We start from the raw sequence: 16,119 nt of genomic DNA on the forward strand, positions 1-16,119 counted from the left end.
GTTAAAAAACGACATTTGGCATACACTACTTCAACAAATAACATGAGGTTAAAGCTTATTTTAGGTCCTTACCAACGATGACGTTGTAAAAAAGTAGTAAGCTGTTGAATGTTTGTTCCGTTAACTGGTGGAATTCACTGGCTGATAATTTGGTTGCTTGGTCTTTTGGAATATGACGACCAATTAAAAACTCACCTTTTTTTACATCTCGCAGGCGTAAAAGTAGTGCCTCAAGCTTGTTTTCTTTCGCTTCTTCAAGTGAAATGGCCTCAGGAGACATATGGTCACCTGACACAATAAAGTCACCAGGTAGCTGCTCAAATAAGGATTGGTGAGCAAGTAAACGTTCAGCCATTACATTTTTTTGAGGAGCTTCATAAATAATAGCTAAGACGATGAATAAATGTGAGTGCCATAGACCAATCTGAAAGTGAGGCAATGATTTATAACCTCTTTTATAGGGGGCGAAGGCAACCCAACTATCTTTTGGAGGGTTGACAGTTCTTCTAGCATGTTTGGCAACATGAGGGAAGAATTCTTCACCTAGCTGGCTTGAGAAATAGGCAGCAAAATCATCACCAAGCTGATGGAATTTTGGGCGTACATGATCGTTTAATGCATCCATTCTTTGTTCTAAACCGTCTATTTTAAAAACATTAAAATCTTTGTTTGTCCACTTTATTTTCGGCAATTTAATTTTGCTCCTTTCGTTTTATAAGGTTTATTTTACGCTGATTTTGGGAAAAAATCTTATAACAAGAACTTTATCGAATTTGAAAAGTTTTTGTAAAAAAATTTAAAAAAGGAAGTGTTTTTATGAAACCAATCGTAAAAATTATACGTAAAGTTGACATTGAAAAGCAATATGAACACATTTTACAATTAGAATTAGATTATGAATTAGCCTCGCTTTTTGCAGCGATGAATGAAAAAAACGATATAGAAATTGAAAAAAGTAAAAAACGTCTTGGAGAAATCCAGATGGAACTTGAAAGCTTCCACGCCTATGCGTAATCAAAATCTTATACCCATTTAAAAAATCACTTGCTGAATATTCCGACAGCAGGTGATTTTTATTGTGACAAAGGGTAAAATAGATACTATATCATAGCGTAATGAATTTCAGTATTTCTTGAAGTTCATGTTGTATATCGCAATAAAGACAATGGACAAGGTAAAATTAATAAAGAGTGAGAAAGTAAAGTCTTTTTCTTATATTCGAAGGGTGGGTTTTAATTGGATTTACAACAAATGGATGAATTTGCGAAAAGTATAATCTTTGAAGCTGGAAGACGTATTCGAAAAGCCTTTTCGTATAATTTAGTGATCGAGACAAAATCAGGTGCAAATGACCTGGTAACAAATATTGACCGAGAAACAGAGTTATTTTTTATCGACCAAATTAAAGCTTTTAATCCAGCCCACAAAATTTTAGGCGAAGAAGGCATGGGGGAAAAGGTAGAGTCATTAGATGGTGTAGTTTGGATTATTGATCCTATAGATGGCACGATGAATTTTGTCAAACAACATCGTCACTTTATGATTTCTATTGGTATTTTTATTAATGGAGTAGGTAAGTTAGGGTACATATTTGATGTCATGCGTGAGGATTTATTTTATGCGATTGAAGGCCAAGGCGCGTGGTATAACGATTCTCCTCTGCGGAAACTTCAATCTGTTACGATGGAGGAATCAGTCATTGGTATCAATGCACATTGGGTAGCTCCTAATCGACATATTCATCACGAAAAGGTCATTGAAATGGTCCGCAAAGTTCGGGGCACACGTTCCTATGGCTCAGCTTGCATGGAAATCGCATTTGTTGTTAGTGGGAAGTTGGATGCTTATGTTTCCATGCGTTTATCACCGTGGGATATAGCAGGTGGTACCATTATTGCTCAAGAAGTTGGGGCCATCGCCACAAACTTGCACGGAGAAGGCTTTGACTTCATACATCAAGATACTTTTATAATCGCCAATCCTTCCATTCATAAAGAATTATTGGAAAAATATATAGTACCTTATGAATAAAAAGGAGCCGTCTAACTACTAGACAGCTCCTTTTTTAACTACAGTAACCCTTGCATACGTAGTTTACGCTTCATTTTAAAGGCTGTCATGAAAATGACACAAGTAGCCACAATACCTGCTATTGCACCAAATACACTACTAGCCGCCACTGAATAGCCAATTGAACACATTGCTAAAACAGCTGCTAATGCATAAATAGCCATTACGAATTTTGCACGATTCATAGCCTAGCCTCCTATATAAAAAATTTATCAATCAAATATATTTTTTAGAATGATGGAAATTCTAATAAGGACATTTCTATCCTTCTTGTGCTATAATATCACAGTTAAACATTCGAAAAAAGAATATGGAGTGGAATAATGACAAACTTACGTCAAGATCTTCGCAATATCGCAATAATCGCCCACGTTGACCATGGTAAAACTACCTTAGTCGACCAATTACTAAAACAATCAGGTACATTCCGTTCAAACGAACGTGTTGAAGAACGTGCAATGGACTCTAATGATATTGAACGCGAACGTGGTATTACGATTTTAGCTAAAAATACAGCAGTAAACTATGAAGGAACACGTATCAACATCCTTGATACGCCTGGACACGCTGACTTCGGTGGTGAGGTAGAACGTATTTTAAAAATGGTAGACGGCGTTTTACTAGTTGTCGATGCGTATGAAGGTTGTATGCCTCAAACACGTTTCGTATTGAAAAAAGCTTTAGAACAACGTCTAACACCAATCGTAGTTGTAAATAAAGTAGACAAAGATTCAGCTCGTCCACTAGAAGTAGTAGATGAAGTACTTGAATTATTTATCGAGTTAGGAGCAGATGACGATCAATTAGACTTCCCTGTTGTCTATGCTTCAGGTGTAAATGGTACAGCTTCTTTGGACGCTGATCCATCTAAACAAGAAGAAAATATGAAATGTCTATTTGAAAAAGTTATTGAATCTATCCCAGCACCAGTTGATAACTCAGAAGACCCATTACAATTCCAAGTAGCTTTACTTGACTATAATGACTTCGTTGGTCGTATCGGAATAGGTCGCGTATTCCGTGGAACAATTTCTGTAGGTCAACAAGTTGCACTGATGAAGTTAGATGGTACAGTGAAAAACTTCCGTGTGACGAAAATCTTTGGTTTCTTCGGTTTAAAACGTGAAGAAGTAGAGACAGCAAAAGCTGGTGATTTAATCGCCGTTTCAGGCATGGAAGATATCAACGTAGGTGAAACAGTTTGTCCTGTTGAGCACCAAGAAGCACTTACACCATTACGTATCGATGAGCCAACTTTACAAATGACATTCTTAGTAAACAACTCTCCATTCGCTGGTCGTGAAGGGAAATGGGTTACTTCTCGTAAAGTAGAAGAGCGTTTACGTGCTCAATTACAAACGGACGTATCTTTACGTGTTGAAGATACTGATTCTCCAGACGCTTGGACAGTTTCAGGTCGTGGTGAGCTTCACCTATCAATCCTTATTGAAAATATGCGCCGCGAAGGTTTCGAATTACAAGTATCTAAACCTCAAGTAATCGTGCGTGAAATCGATGGCGTAAAATGTGAACCATTCGAACGCGTTCAAATCGATGTACCTGAAGAAAATGTTGGTTCAATTATTGAATCGATTGGTACACGTAAAGGTGAAATGCTTGATATGGTGAATAACGGCAGTGGTCAAGTTCGTTTAACGTTCTTAGTTCCAGCTCGTGGTTTGATCGGTTATACGACTGAGTTCATGTCAATGACAAAAGGTTTTGGTATTATCAACCATACGTTTGATTGCTACCAACCATTACTACCAGGTAAAATTGGTGGACGTCACCAAGGTGTACTAGTTTCTATGGAAACTGGTAAATCAACAACTTATGGTATGATGCAAATTGAAGATCGTGGTACACTGTTCTTAGAGCCAGGTACAGATATTTACGAAGGTATGATCGTTGGAGAAAATACTCGTGACGCTGATATCACTGTAAACATCACAAAAATGAAACAAAAAACAAACATTCGTTCAGCAAATAAAGACCAAACGAATGTTATTAAAAAACCGCGTATTTTATCTTTAGAAGAAGCACTTGAATACCTAGGTGATGATGAGTATTTAGAAATCACACCAGAATCTATTCGTCTGCGTAAAAAAATTCTAGATAAAAATGAACGTGAGAAAGCAGCGAAAAAATTACGTAACGCAGAACAATAATTTTCGCTGACATGAAAGGAAGAGGATGAACGATGTTGAATTGGCTGTTACTCAACTCTATTCAAGCATCTAAAATGAGAGAAGGAACAGAGGCTGAAGTATTAGAAGATTTAACAGGTATTAGCCGTTTCATTTATGAAAATGCACCGAATTATACAGTTGCAGGGTATATAGCTTTCTTCTCTGTATTTATTTTATCTGCAATAGTTTATCAACTAGGCTTTGCACGAAAATTAAATTTAAAGCAAAATATTGTTGTGTACCTCTGTTTATTTATTGGATGTATTTTTCTTACTTTCTTCGCCCTATCATTACCAATGATGGAGGGGTTAATTGTTGCAGCATTATTTTTGGGTATTTATAAAATTCGCTTGTCACGTGAGACTCGTGAGACTTAATTAACTATGAAAAGTATTTTATAGCTTTACTTAATTTAATAGCATTTTTAATTGTTTAACCTCGATTTTATAGACACTAACAAGTGGATATAATCGAGGTTTTTTTTACTCCAAGTATATTTATTTATGTATTCCGAAGTCTCTAGAAGAATAACAGTACTTAAAAATCTTTGGTTTTCCCAAGTGTTTAAAACCTTAACCCAATTTCTATATAAATTTGATAAATCGATATTTATTTCTTAAAATTTGATCAAAAGAAAAGCACCTCCAGTTGTTAGATTTATCTAACGATAGAGGTGCAATAAAGACATTTTTGATTTTATCAAAGAGGGATAAATAGTGATTTAATTGATTTTTTAATTCAATGAGATATTACCCGTTGCACTACATTTATTTACATCGCCAGCACAATATAAATTTAAAGCATGTTTTGTGTTACTTCTTGTATTAATCCAAATTCCCTTAGCTCCCCCAGGTGGAATATTTGCAGGTGTATCCATTTCTGCCACATTGTTTGGACCAACAACATACCACGCAATAGGTACTGAACCAGTATTTCTAAGTAATACATAAACCCTAGAAGAAGCATTAATATAATTTGATTGTGCAAAACCACTTGATCCTAAAAAAACTGATTCAGAGGTTGATGCAGAGGCATTTTCAGCATTATATCCATAAATGGTAAAAATAAGTACTAAAGGTGCTAGAAATCTAAGTATTTTTTTCAATTGAGTTCTCTCCATTCTAATTAACTTAAAATATATAAATAGAATATAGTAAATATAATAAAAAACAAAAATGTGTATTTATCCCTCTATAAATAATTATATCATATTTTGTAAATAATTACTAAATAATTTCTTTTGTTAATATTCTTAATTAATGTAAATGCAAAAGTAAATTGAGGGATTTTCTTTGAATTCACCCTTTTAGTCAATGTAACATACGCTATTTAATGTAAATAGGATCTAGGAGGAGAGAAAAAATATGAATCGTTTAAAATCTGCATTTATATTTAGTCTTGTCAGTCTTTTATGTATATTACTTGTTGGATGTGGAGATAAAGTGATGTCGAAAGTCAAAGTTGGAGAAGTAACTCGTTCGATTTTTTATGCGCCTCAATATGTAGCACTTGAAAAAGGATTCTTCGAGGATGAAGGCCTTTCTGTAGAGCTACAAACGATAGCTGGTGGCGATAAAACCATGACGGCATTGCTGTCAGATGGCATTGATATTGCTTTAGTTGGGTCGGAAACTTCGATCTACGTCACATTACAAGGGGCGAATGATCCAATTCAGAATTTTGCTCAGTTAACTCAAACTGACGGTACTTTTTTAGTCGCAAGGGAAAAAATGGGTAATTTTTCATGGGATCAATTGAAGGGTTCTACATTTTTAGGTCAGCGTAAAGGTGGAATGCCGCAAATGGCAGGGGAATTTGTGTTGAAGAAGCACGGCATTGACCCTGTTCATGATTTAACCCTTATTCAAAATATTGATTTTGCAAATATAGCCACTGCCTTTGCTTCAGGTACTGGTGATTATGTACAGTTATTTGAACCAACAGCTAGCGTATTTGAAAAAGAGGGGAAAGGCTATATTGTGGCATCTTTCGGTACAGAGTCTGGTAATTTGCCTTACACGTCCTTTATGGCGAAAAGCAGTTATTTAAAGGATGATGAGAAGACAGTTCAAGCCTTTACAAATGCCTTACAACGGGCACAAGATTTTGTACAGAATGAAAGTGCCGCAGAAGTGGCAAAAATTATTCAACCTTATTTTGAAAATGTAGATGTTGCAGTTATTGAAACAGTAATCGAGCGTTATAAAGCACAAGGCTCCTATGCATCAGACCCTATTCTCGATGAGGGAGAGTGGGATAACTTGCAAACAATTATGGAGGAAGCAGGTGAACTTCCTCAACGCGTGGAGTATGAAAAACTTGTGAACACAACCTTTGCTAAAAAGGCTGCTGAGTAATATGGAATTTTTACAGCTAGAAAATATTCACCATAGTTATTTTTCAAGCATAAAGGCAAAGGAAGTATTACGTGATATTAGCTTGGCCATTCGTGAAGGAGAATTCGTGTCGTTTATCGGGCCTAGTGGCTGTGGGAAAACGACCTTATTATCAATAATCGCTGGTTTGTTTCCACCAACTGAAGGCAAGGTCTATATAGATGGTGATGAACTATCAGCACATAATCAATCAAGCATTGGCTATATGCTTCAGCAGGACTACTTATTTCCATGGAAAACCATTGAAGAAAACGTCACGATTGGTTTGAAAATTATGGAGCGGAGCAATAATTCACATAAAGTAACGGCCAATGCTCTTTTGCAAGAAGTAGGATTACCCCATGTGGGAAACAACTATCCACGAGAATTATCAGGAGGTATGAGACAACGTGTGGCACTTGCTCGTACTTTAGCAGTAAATCCTAAAATTTTATTGTTAGATGAACCATTTTCGGCTCTTGATTATCAATCGAAATTAAAGCTTGAGGATTTAGTTGTAGAAACATTAAAGACCTATAGAAAGACAGCAGTTCTTGTGACGCATGATATTGGAGAAGCAATAGCTATGAGTGAGCGTGTCTTTTTATTTTCAGCCAATCCAGGGACATTGCATAAAGTGTTTGAAATACCTGAGGCACTTCGTGAATTATCACCGTTTGATGTAAGACAGCATCCTACCTATGCAGATGTATTCCAAATCATTTGGAAGGAGCTGGAGAGCCTTGGATAACACATTATTTAAACAATATCAGCAAATGTTAAAAAAAGAAAAACGCTTTGTACGGCTATATCAGCTTATTATTCTGCTTCTGTTCTTTGGAGGATGGGAGCTGCTTTCTAGATTAGAATGGATCGACCGTTTAATTTTTAGTTCACCAACGCAAGTTTGGCATACATTTATCGAAAAAGTTATTGATGGAACTTTAACTTTGCATGTTGGTGTGACATTAATGGAAACGGTGATTGGCTTTATTGCTGGGACTTTACTAGGGACGTTCATAGCTATCCTATTGTGGTGGTCACCATTTCTGTCGAAGGTACTGGACCCTTATTTAGTTATTTTAAATGCGATGCCAAAAGTTGCTTTAGGACCTATTCTTATTGTTGCGCTAGGGCCAGGTTATTTTTCCATCATTGCGATGGGAGCTTTAATTTCTATCATTATTACGACTATCGTGGTATATACGGCTTTTAAAGGTGTCGATCCGAATTATAGTAAGGTTTTACAAACATTTGGTGCTACTAGGTGGCAAATCTTTCGGGAAGTCATCTTACCAGCATCTTTTCCGACCATAATTTCAACCTTGAAGGTGAATGTAGGATTATCGTGGGTTGGGGTTATTGTAGGTGAGTTTTTAGTTGCCTCGAAAGGTCTTGGCTATTTAATTATCTATGGCTTCCAAGTGTTTAATTTTAATCTTGTGCTCATGTCCTTGCTCATCATTGCATTTTTTGCAACAATCATGTATCAGGTGGTTGAGTTGATAGAAAAGTCGGTTATTAAAAATAACGGCTAATATAGAAAAGAGGTGTCTCCCGATGGAGGCACCTCTTTTTTGGTTCATCAAACATTAAAATTCTTTATCCATTTGTGGTGAAGTTCTATAAAAACGGAAATTCCCTGTTTCTAATCGTGCAACCGTGTTTTCTTTAATACGATCATGGCAATTGTCACACATATAAGTATGGATTGGACGATTACGTAATTTTTTGGCTAAAGGTAAATTATCGTCTATATTTTGAATCGTATCGCAAATTACGCATTTAACGCGCATTGCATTCCCCCCTATTCAGCGCGAATGGCTATTACGTTTTTAATAGGATTGTCAATATTTGAACCATCTCTCATTAATACGTGGATGGGACCATCTTCTAAGAGTGGCTTGCCGTCTTGACTATATTTTAAAATAAGTGTAGATGCTTCTTCAATAGAAAAAGGATATTCTTGACCATTCTCACATTCAAAGATAATTTTTGTTGCTTCAGGTTTAATTTCAGCATTTTTCAAGAAATGGCCTAATTCGATACCAAATGTCCCTGTTTCCATTCCTTTACGGTCAAACTTACGCTCTGATTTTAATGTAGGTGGGAATGTAGCTCCCTCCATAATCTCACGAGACCAGTGAGCACCAACCTCACGCATATATTTGATGTCTGAATCTTCCTTAACATCTTGTGTCGTGAAATATGTTTTTAAATCTAATTTACGATCATCGAAAATCCAAACAGTGGGATCTAATGTTAATTGATATGTTACTGCGCCCTTGATAGGAATTATTGTTTCCATGATAGAAATCCTCCTCAAATCTTGTATATCCATGACATAGTATAACGCTAATGCCTAAAAATAATAAAGAAATAAAATTTGAATTCGGTATTTTCCAATGAAGACACTTGCAATTTTAACGACTAGAAGATAAACTTTATTAAGATAGAATCGAAGAAATATCAGATAATGGGGGCGTCCTCATGGATACGAAATCACAAACTTCTTTTCAAGAAAAGGCTTTGGAGCTTTTAGTTGCTGATGCAGATAAGATTGCTCGCCTTATTCGAGTACAAATGGATCATTTAACAATGCCACAATGCCCTTTATATGAGGAAGTATTAGATACACAAATGTTCGGCCTGTCTCGTGAAATTGATTTTGCTGTGAAGCTAGGTCTGATTGAACGTGAAAAAGGCAAGGAAATTCTCGATTCACTCGAGAAAGAACTTTCTGTACTGCACGATGCGTATACAGACAAATAAAAAGAAAAACTCAAACGCTTTTTTGCGCTTTGAGTTTTTTTACTAGAACGAGGTTTTTCAGATGAAACAATACTTAAAACGATATGCACAAAATTTTGATTACCCTTTATTTTTTACTGTCCTATTATTGAGCTTATTTGGATTAATCATGATTTATAGTTCAAGTATGATGGTCGCTATTGCAAGAGAAGGAGAAGCACCTGATTATTTTTATCGAAAGCAAATCACCAATTTAATAGTGGCCTTTTTAGGCTTTATTGTTGCAGCATTTTTCCCGTATAAGCATTACGCGAATAAGAATATTATGATGATGCTAACCATCGTATTAGCTGTTCTATTTACTTGGCTAAAGATAGCAGGGCATGGTGCAGAAGATGTAGGGTCACAAAGTTGGATACATGTGCCTGGTTTAGGAAACTTTCAGCCATCTGAATATGCAAAACTATTTATAATTTTATATTTTGCAGCTGCATTTTATCGCAAATCACAAAAATATACATTTGAAAAACTTCAACCGACAGAAATTTTTTATCCGATTTTTCTGTGGATCCTAGTAGTTGCTGGTGTTGCTTTCGAAACAGATTTAGGGGCAGTAATTATTTTATGTGGAATTGCCGTATCTGTCGTTGCTTCTAGTGGCATTCCTTTTAAAACGTTTTGGAAATTTTTTGGTGTATTGGCGGCATTCGGTGCAGCAATTCTTGGTATACTTTTGTTATTCAAGGGAGAACTATTAACGGAGAACCGAAAAGGGCGGATTTTATCTTATTTAAATCCGTTCGAATATGAGAATGGTAGTGGTCATCAAGTGGCCAATAGTTATTATGCAATTGGCGGAGGCGGCTTAGAAGGAAGAGGGCTTGGTCAATCCATTCAAAAATTAGGATATTTACCTGAACCGCAAACAGATTTTATTATGGCTATAATTATGGAGGAATTAGGCATATGGGGAGTTATAATCGTCCTGACTGGTTTAGGGTTTATTGTATATAAAGGCTTTTCTATTGCATTGCGAACGAAGGATCCAATGGCACGCATGATTGCGGCTGGTATTGCAAGCTGGATAGGCTGGCAATCGTTTATCAATCTTGGGGGTGTAACCGGGTTAATCCCGTTAACCGGTGTAACGTTACCTTTTATAAGCTATGGCGGTACATCTATAATCATCCTATCTTTAGCGATGGGAATATTAATCAATGTTTCTATGTTTGAAAAGGTAGAGAGGAAAAAAACAGAATCATAAAGGGGGATACCTATGGAATCAATCAACAAAATCCTTGTAGCCAATCGAGGAGAAATTGCAATTCGTATTTTCCGTGCTTGTACGGAGCTGAATATCCAAACTGTTGCTATCTATTCAAGAGAAGATAGTGGTGCTTTTCATCGCTTTAAAGCCGATGAAGCTTATTTAGTGGGAGCGGGCAAGAAACCAATTGATGCCTACTTAGATATTGAAGGTATTATTGCCATCGCAAAAGATGCAGATGTTGATGCGATTCATCCGGGGTATGGTTTTTTATCAGAAAACGTGGAGTTTGCACGTCGCTGTGAAGAAGAGGGTATTATCTTTATTGGACCAACTTCTCAGCATTTAGATATGTTTGGGGATAAGGTTAAAGCACGTTCGCAAGCGATTGCGGCTGACATTCCTGTTATTCCGGGTACAGATGGCCCTGTAGCCAATTTAGCAGAGGTAGAGGCGTTTGCTAGTACATTTGGCTATCCAGTTATGATTAAGGCAGCGCTCGGCGGTGGTGGTCGTGGCATGCGTCTAGTACATGCAGCTGAGGAGCTTGCATCTGCTTATGAACGCGCAAAATCAGAAGCAAAAGCTGCTTTTGGCTCTGATGAGGTGTATGTAGAAAAGGCCATTATTAAACCTAAGCATATTGAAGTGCAAATTATTGGTGACCAGCAAGGCAATATTGTGCATTTATATGAACGTGATTGTTCAATCCAACGTCGTCACCAAAAGGTAGTTGAGATTGCTCCTTCTCATTCGATTTCCGAAGAGTTAAGAAATCGTATTTGTGCTGCTGCTGTGAAAATAATGAAGAATGTCTCGTACATAAATGCAGGGACAGTGGAATTTTTAGTCGCAGGGAACGATTTTTATTTCATCGAGGTAAACCCTCGCATTCAAGTAGAACATACGATTACAGAAATGATTACAGGTGTAGATATTGTCCATACCCAAATTAAGGTAGCAGCAGGTTATGCTCTGTTTAACGAAGAAATTCATATGCCAAAGCAAGAAGATATGCCAATGATTGGCTATGCGATTCAGGCACGTGTAACAACAGAGGACCCTGCCAACGACTTTATGCCTGATACAGGAAAGTTAATGGTTTACCGCTCTAGTGGTGGCTTTGGAGTCCGTTTAGATGCCGGCAATGGTTTCCAAGGTGCTGTTGTCACACCGTACTACGATTCCTTACTCGTAAAAATCTCTACATCTGGCATGAACTTTAAAGAAGCCGCTGCGAAAATGGACCGAAATTTAAAAGAATTCCGTATTCGCGGCGTCAAAACGAATATTCCGTTTTTAAATAATGTTGTGACACATGAGAAATTTTTATCTGGTGCTTTTGATACAAGCTTTATTGACACTACACCAGAGCTGTTCCATTTCCCAGTACGTCAGGACCGAGGAACAAAGCTATTAAGCTATATCGGTAATGTGACGTTAAACGGATTCCCTGGTGTGGAAAAGCAATCAAAGCCCATTTTTGTTCAACCGAATATTCCTAAAATAGACCGTTTAATTGTGCCACCAGCTGGTACGAAACAAATTCTAGATACCCAGGGTGCAGACGGCTTAGTGCAATGGATTTTAGCACAAGATGATGTGCTATTAACAGATACTACTTTCCGAGATGCTCACCAATCACTTCTCGCTACTCGTGTACGTTCGCATGATATGTATCAAATTGCAGATGCAACAGCTCGTATGATGCATCAGTTATTCTCTTTGGAAATGTGGGGCGGTGCAACGTTTGATGTGGCGTATCGTTTCCTAAAGGAGGACCCATGGGAGCGTTTAGCAAAACTACGTGAGCAAGTGCCAAATGTGTTATTCCAAATGCTTTTACGTGGGGCTAATGCTGTCGGTTACACGAACTATCCTGATAATTTAATCCGTGAATTTATCGCAGAATCAGCTGCATCAGGTATTGATGTATTCCGTATTTTCGATAGCTTGAACTGGATTAAGGGAATGGAAGTAGCTATAGATGCAGCCCGTCAATCAGGGAAAATTGCGGAAGCGGCAATCTGCTATACAGGCGACATTCTGGATGATACTCGTGCGAAATATTCTGTGCAATATTACAAAGACATGGCCAAAGAACTTGAGGCATCTGGTGCGCATATTCTAGCTATTAAAGATATGGCTGGTTTATTGAAGCCTGAAGCAGCGTATCGTTTAATTTCCGAGTTAAAAGAGACGACAAGTCTGCCAATCCACTTGCATACCCATGACACTAGTGGTAATGGTATTTACTTATATGCGAAAGCCATCGAGGCAGGTGTTGATATCATTGATACAGCATTAGGGTCCATGGCGGGTCTCACATCTCAACCAAGTGCGAATTCACTTTACTATGCCATGAAGGGTAGTAAACGTGAGTTACGTGCAGACATCAACGCATTGGAAAGATTGTCTTATTATTGGGAAGATGTGCGTAAATACTATAAGGATTTCGAAAGTGGCATGATCAGCCCACATTCGGAAATTTATGTACATGAAATGCCTGGTGGACAATATAGTAACCTACAACAACAAGCAAAAGCAGTAGGCCTTGGCGATCGCTGGGAAGAAGTCAAACGGATGTATTCCCGTGTGAACCTATTATTTGGCGACATTGTAAAAGTAACACCTTCCTCGAAGGTAGTAGGGGATATGGCACTCTTTATGGTGCAAAATGATTTAGATGAAAACACTGTATTAACAAGAGGCCAAACGATTGATTTCCCAGACTCTGTTATTGAATTATTCCAAGGCTATCTAGGACAGCCACACGGTGGATTCCCTGAGGCATTGCAACAAGTAGTGCTAAAAGACCGTAAAGCTATTACGGTTCGACCTGGTGAGTTATTAGAGCCTATTCAGTTTGAACAACTGGAGGCAGTGCTAGAGGAAAAATTAAATCGTCCAGTGTCGAAAAAGGACGTATTGGCATATGCCCTTTATCCAAAAGTTTTTGAAGAGTATGCGAAAACAGCAGAATCCTTTGGCAATATTTCAGTTCTCGATACGCCGACATTCCTTTATGGCTTAAAGCTTGGCGAAATCATTGAAGTCGAAATAGAAAAAGGAAAAACGCTCATTATTAAACTGGTATCTATCGGCGAACCGCAACACAATGGAACGCGTGTCTTGTACTTTGAGCTAAATGGTCAATCCCGTGAATTGGTCATTCAAGATATGACCGTGGAGGTAGATGGCAATCTATCATTAAAGGCAGATCCAAGTAATCCAAATCAAATTGGTGCTACAATGCCTGGTACTGTATTGAAGGTCGTTGTGTCCAAAGGAAGCCCTGTTAAACGTGGTGATCATCTATTGATCACAGAGGCAATGAAAATGGAAACAACTGTTCAAGCACCAAAGGATGGTATTATAAAAGAGGTTTATGCTAGTGCAGGGGATGCTATTTCAACAGGTGATTTGCTGATTGAAATTGAATAACTGATAGTGAAAAAGAGGTATGTAGATGCATTTTGAACATCTACATACCTTTTTATTGTGGAAATAAGAAAAATTGTATAAAATTTGATTAACTAATCAAAAAAATGTTCGAGTAATTAAATGGAGAGTTTATGAAAACTAATAAAAGTACCTTTATACAGGAAGCAAGGAAACATCAAATTATTGATGCGACTATAAGGACTTTAAGTGATATTGGCTATGTGAAGTCGAGTTTAGCCCAAATTGCAAAACGTGCTTCTATCAGCACAGCTTTAATTTCGTATCATTTCGCAGATCGACAAGATTTAATTGAACAAAGTCTGCAAGCATTGATTGATCAATCAGCTACATATATTTTGACGAAAACGTATGCTGCGGATGAACCTGCTTCACAATTAGCTAATTTTATTGAGGCGAGTATTGCTTATCAAGCAACACACCCAGAAGAAAATATAGCGCTTCTAGAAATTATTTTTAATGCTCGTACTGCTGATGAGATTCCTTTTTATAAATTGCCAGATGATGGAGAAGATCCTTTATTAAAAGCCTTGAGCAACATATTATCTAAGGGAAAGGAACAAGGGAAATTTACTATCACTTCTGTCCATGTAATGGCAAAGATTATTCAAGGAGCTATTGGGGAGTACATGTTAATTGGGGGACCACTTTCTATAGAAGTAGAACAATATAGTGCAGAGGTCATCAACATCATCTGGACAGCCATGAAAGTAGAGGGAATTAACAATGCTTAAAGCTTTATTTAATTGGATGTTTGTCATTGGCTTAATACTATTAGGCGGCCGTCTTGTAACGGTAATTTGTCGATATTTTGACATTCCATTTACAACATTCTTTAAAGATTACGCCCTAGTATCTATGATTATTTTAATAGTAGGAATTATAGGAACTGAATCTATGAAGAAACAACGATAAGCATAAAAAAGATTCGTTACAAAGATGTAACGAATCTTTTTTATTAGACTATTTCATTTTTTCATTGAAGTTACTACGAGCAACGAGCATGATCATGTAACATAATAGACCGAACAATAGAGAAATTAATAATGAATGCATTAAAGCGACTGTTAAGTTCAGCTTCGTTAGGACTACTAACATACCAGCGATCACTTGTAAAAATACTATAGTAAAAGCAATAATCCAACCATAGTAAACCACTCGTTGGTTTTTATATTCTTTCACAGCGTGCCAAGTTATGTATGCAATCCAAATGAAAATAATAAGAACAGCTAAACGATGTCCCATTTGCACCCATTCGTACATGTTATTTGGTGATGCTAACGGTGTTTCGTTGTAGCAAAATGGCCAGTCTGGACAAATTAAGCTAGAATCGGTATGTCGAACTAACGCGCCAGTATAAACGACCAAATAAGAATAAATTGTGACAGCAATTGTATGCCAACGTAACTTTTTACCAATAAATACTTTATCGGCATCAAATTTCCGATCGACTTCAAATACAATCATAGAGAGAAGCAGAACCGCAGCAAAGGAAATAAGAGAAATACCAAAATGAAGTGCTAAGATGAAGTCACCTTGCCCCCATAATACTTGAGCAGCTCCAATAAGAGCTTGCGCAATTAAGAAAAACATTGCTAAGAAACCTAAAAGCTTTACTTCACGAATATGTCCGAGCTTACGCCATGTCCAAACTGTTAACACAAGAATTGAAATAGATACGACTCCAGTAACAAGACGATGTGAGAATTCAATAAGGACTTCCGGTGTAATCTCCTTTGGAATAAGAGATCCATTACAATCTGGCCAGTTTCGACCACAGCCTAAGCCACTATCTGTTTTCGTAACGAGAGCCCCACCTAGTAATATAAGGAGCATCCCTAGCGTAGCGGCAACAGCAAACCACTTCAAATATCTGTTGTGTTGCATAAAATGAGTCACCTACTTTATCTATCAACATTACAAGAAAGTAATGTTTCTGCTACTAGATAATATCGAAAATACGTTTAAAAAACAACTTGTAAAGGGAAGGGAGTACTAGATGTCG

18 protein-coding genes are annotated in these 16,119 nt (G+C 37.2%); 12 read left to right on the forward strand and 6 right to left on the reverse strand.

Features of this window, described 5'->3' with window-relative positions; translation table 11 throughout:
* Window positions 1-55: 55 nt before the first annotated feature.
* Window positions 56-691 carry a YktB family protein gene (locus B3D94_RS00665; protein WP_291753471.1) on the reverse strand — a complete coding sequence of 212 codons (636 nt, stop codon included), beginning with the start codon at window positions 689-691 and terminating at the stop codon, window positions 56-58.
* A gap of 125 nt (window positions 692-816) precedes the next feature.
* Between B3D94_RS00665 and B3D94_RS00670 the strand changes: the two genes are divergently transcribed.
* On the forward strand, window positions 817-1,014 hold the full coding sequence (locus B3D94_RS00670) for a hypothetical protein (RefSeq protein WP_008173987.1): 198 nt from the start codon (window positions 817-819) through the stop codon (window positions 1,012-1,014).
* A gap of 222 nt (window positions 1,015-1,236) precedes the next feature.
* The gene (locus B3D94_RS00675) at window positions 1,237-2,031 is read left to right on the forward strand and encodes an inositol monophosphatase family protein (RefSeq protein WP_069480245.1); all 795 of its coding nucleotides are present in this window, start codon (window positions 1,237-1,239) and stop codon (window positions 2,029-2,031) included.
* A gap of 38 nt (window positions 2,032-2,069) precedes the next feature.
* Here B3D94_RS00675 and B3D94_RS00680 read toward each other — a convergent pair whose 3' ends face one another.
* Entirely contained in the window at window positions 2,070-2,255 is a 186-nt protein-coding gene (locus B3D94_RS00680) for a DUF5325 family protein (RefSeq protein WP_008173985.1), read from the reverse strand.
* A 138-nt stretch (window positions 2,256-2,393) separates the two neighbouring features.
* On the opposite strand from B3D94_RS00680, the gene typA reads away from it, so the two are divergent.
* Together typA and B3D94_RS00690 are read left to right on the forward strand one after the other, a co-directional pair.
* Window positions 2,394-4,238 (forward strand): translational GTPase TypA, encoded by a 1,845-nt coding sequence (gene typA, locus B3D94_RS00685; protein WP_008173982.1) that lies wholly within the window; start codon window positions 2,394-2,396, stop codon window positions 4,236-4,238.
* 32 nt (window positions 4,239-4,270) lie between these two features.
* Complete coding sequence (locus tag B3D94_RS00690; RefSeq protein WP_069480246.1) at window positions 4,271-4,636, forward strand: YlaH-like family protein; 366 nt, start codon at window positions 4,271-4,273, stop codon at window positions 4,634-4,636.
* 356 nt (window positions 4,637-4,992) lie between these two features.
* On the opposite strand, the gene B3D94_RS00695 is transcribed toward B3D94_RS00690, so the two are convergent.
* Complete coding sequence (locus B3D94_RS00695; protein ID WP_069480247.1) at window positions 4,993-5,364, reverse strand: hypothetical protein; 372 nt, start codon at window positions 5,362-5,364, stop codon at window positions 4,993-4,995.
* Between the two features lie 259 nt (window positions 5,365-5,623).
* Between B3D94_RS00695 and B3D94_RS00700 the strand changes: the two genes are divergently transcribed.
* Genes B3D94_RS00700 through B3D94_RS00710 form a run of 3 tightly spaced genes read left to right on the forward strand, consistent with a single transcriptional unit; the run spans window position 5,624 to window position 8,172 of the window.
* Window positions 5,624-6,616 (forward strand): ABC transporter substrate-binding protein, encoded by a 993-nt coding sequence (locus B3D94_RS00700; RefSeq protein WP_193831105.1) that lies wholly within the window; start codon window positions 5,624-5,626, stop codon window positions 6,614-6,616.
* A 1-nt stretch (window position 6,617) separates the two neighbouring features.
* Window positions 6,618-7,385, forward strand: a complete 768-nt coding sequence (locus B3D94_RS00705) for an ABC transporter ATP-binding protein (protein ID WP_193831106.1) — start codon at window positions 6,618-6,620, stop codon at window positions 7,383-7,385.
* Entirely contained in the window at window positions 7,378-8,172 is a 795-nt protein-coding gene (locus tag B3D94_RS00710) for an ABC transporter permease (protein WP_083244610.1), read from the forward strand. Before B3D94_RS00705 ends, B3D94_RS00710 begins: the two co-directional genes overlap by 8 nt.
* Window positions 8,173-8,226: 54 nt before the next feature.
* On the opposite strand, the gene B3D94_RS00715 is transcribed toward B3D94_RS00710, so the two are convergent.
* Window positions 8,227-8,430, reverse strand: coding sequence for a YlaI family protein (locus tag B3D94_RS00715; RefSeq protein WP_012293117.1), 204 nt, complete (start codon window positions 8,428-8,430; stop codon window positions 8,227-8,229).
* 11 nt (window positions 8,431-8,441) lie between these two features.
* A complete protein-coding gene (locus tag B3D94_RS00720; protein WP_069480250.1) occupies window positions 8,442-8,942 on the reverse strand; it encodes a hypothetical protein in 501 nt (166 codons plus the stop codon).
* Window positions 8,943-9,124: 182 nt separating this feature from the next.
* Between B3D94_RS00720 and B3D94_RS00725 the strand changes: the two genes are divergently transcribed.
* The 5 genes from B3D94_RS00725 to B3D94_RS00745 all read left to right on the forward strand — a co-directional run bounded on the left by B3D94_RS00725 (window position 9,125) and on the right by B3D94_RS00745 (window position 15,029).
* Window positions 9,125-9,406: a YlaN family protein gene (locus B3D94_RS00725; protein ID WP_004224778.1), complete on the forward strand. Its 282-nt coding sequence runs from the start codon at window positions 9,125-9,127 to the stop codon at window positions 9,404-9,406.
* Window positions 9,407-9,467: 61 nt separating this feature from the next.
* Window positions 9,468-10,649 carry an FtsW/RodA/SpoVE family cell cycle protein gene (locus tag B3D94_RS00730; protein WP_069480251.1) on the forward strand — a complete coding sequence of 394 codons (1,182 nt, stop codon included), beginning with the start codon at window positions 9,468-9,470 and terminating at the stop codon, window positions 10,647-10,649.
* A 12-nt stretch (window positions 10,650-10,661) separates the two neighbouring features.
* A complete protein-coding gene (gene pyc, locus B3D94_RS00735; protein ID WP_291753513.1) occupies window positions 10,662-14,096 on the forward strand; it encodes a pyruvate carboxylase in 3,435 nt (1,144 codons plus the stop codon).
* A gap of 131 nt (window positions 14,097-14,227) precedes the next feature.
* On the forward strand, window positions 14,228-14,848 hold the full coding sequence (locus B3D94_RS00740) for a TetR/AcrR family transcriptional regulator (RefSeq protein WP_291753515.1): 621 nt from the start codon (window positions 14,228-14,230) through the stop codon (window positions 14,846-14,848).
* Complete coding sequence (locus B3D94_RS00745) at window positions 14,841-15,029, forward strand: hypothetical protein (protein ID WP_069480254.1); 189 nt, start codon at window positions 14,841-14,843, stop codon at window positions 15,027-15,029. The genes B3D94_RS00740 and B3D94_RS00745 overlap by 8 nt, the downstream gene beginning before the upstream one ends.
* A gap of 48 nt (window positions 15,030-15,077) precedes the next feature.
* On the opposite strand, the gene B3D94_RS00750 is transcribed toward B3D94_RS00745, so the two are convergent.
* Window positions 15,078-16,001 (reverse strand): COX15/CtaA family protein, encoded by a 924-nt coding sequence (locus B3D94_RS00750; protein ID WP_069480255.1) that lies wholly within the window; start codon window positions 15,999-16,001, stop codon window positions 15,078-15,080.
* Window positions 16,002-16,119 lie beyond the last annotated feature (118 nt).

The organism is Lysinibacillus sp. UBA5990 (assembly GCF_002429815.1).
GTDB classification, from domain to species: Bacteria; Bacillota; Bacilli; order Bacillales_A; family Planococcaceae; genus Lysinibacillus; species Lysinibacillus fusiformis.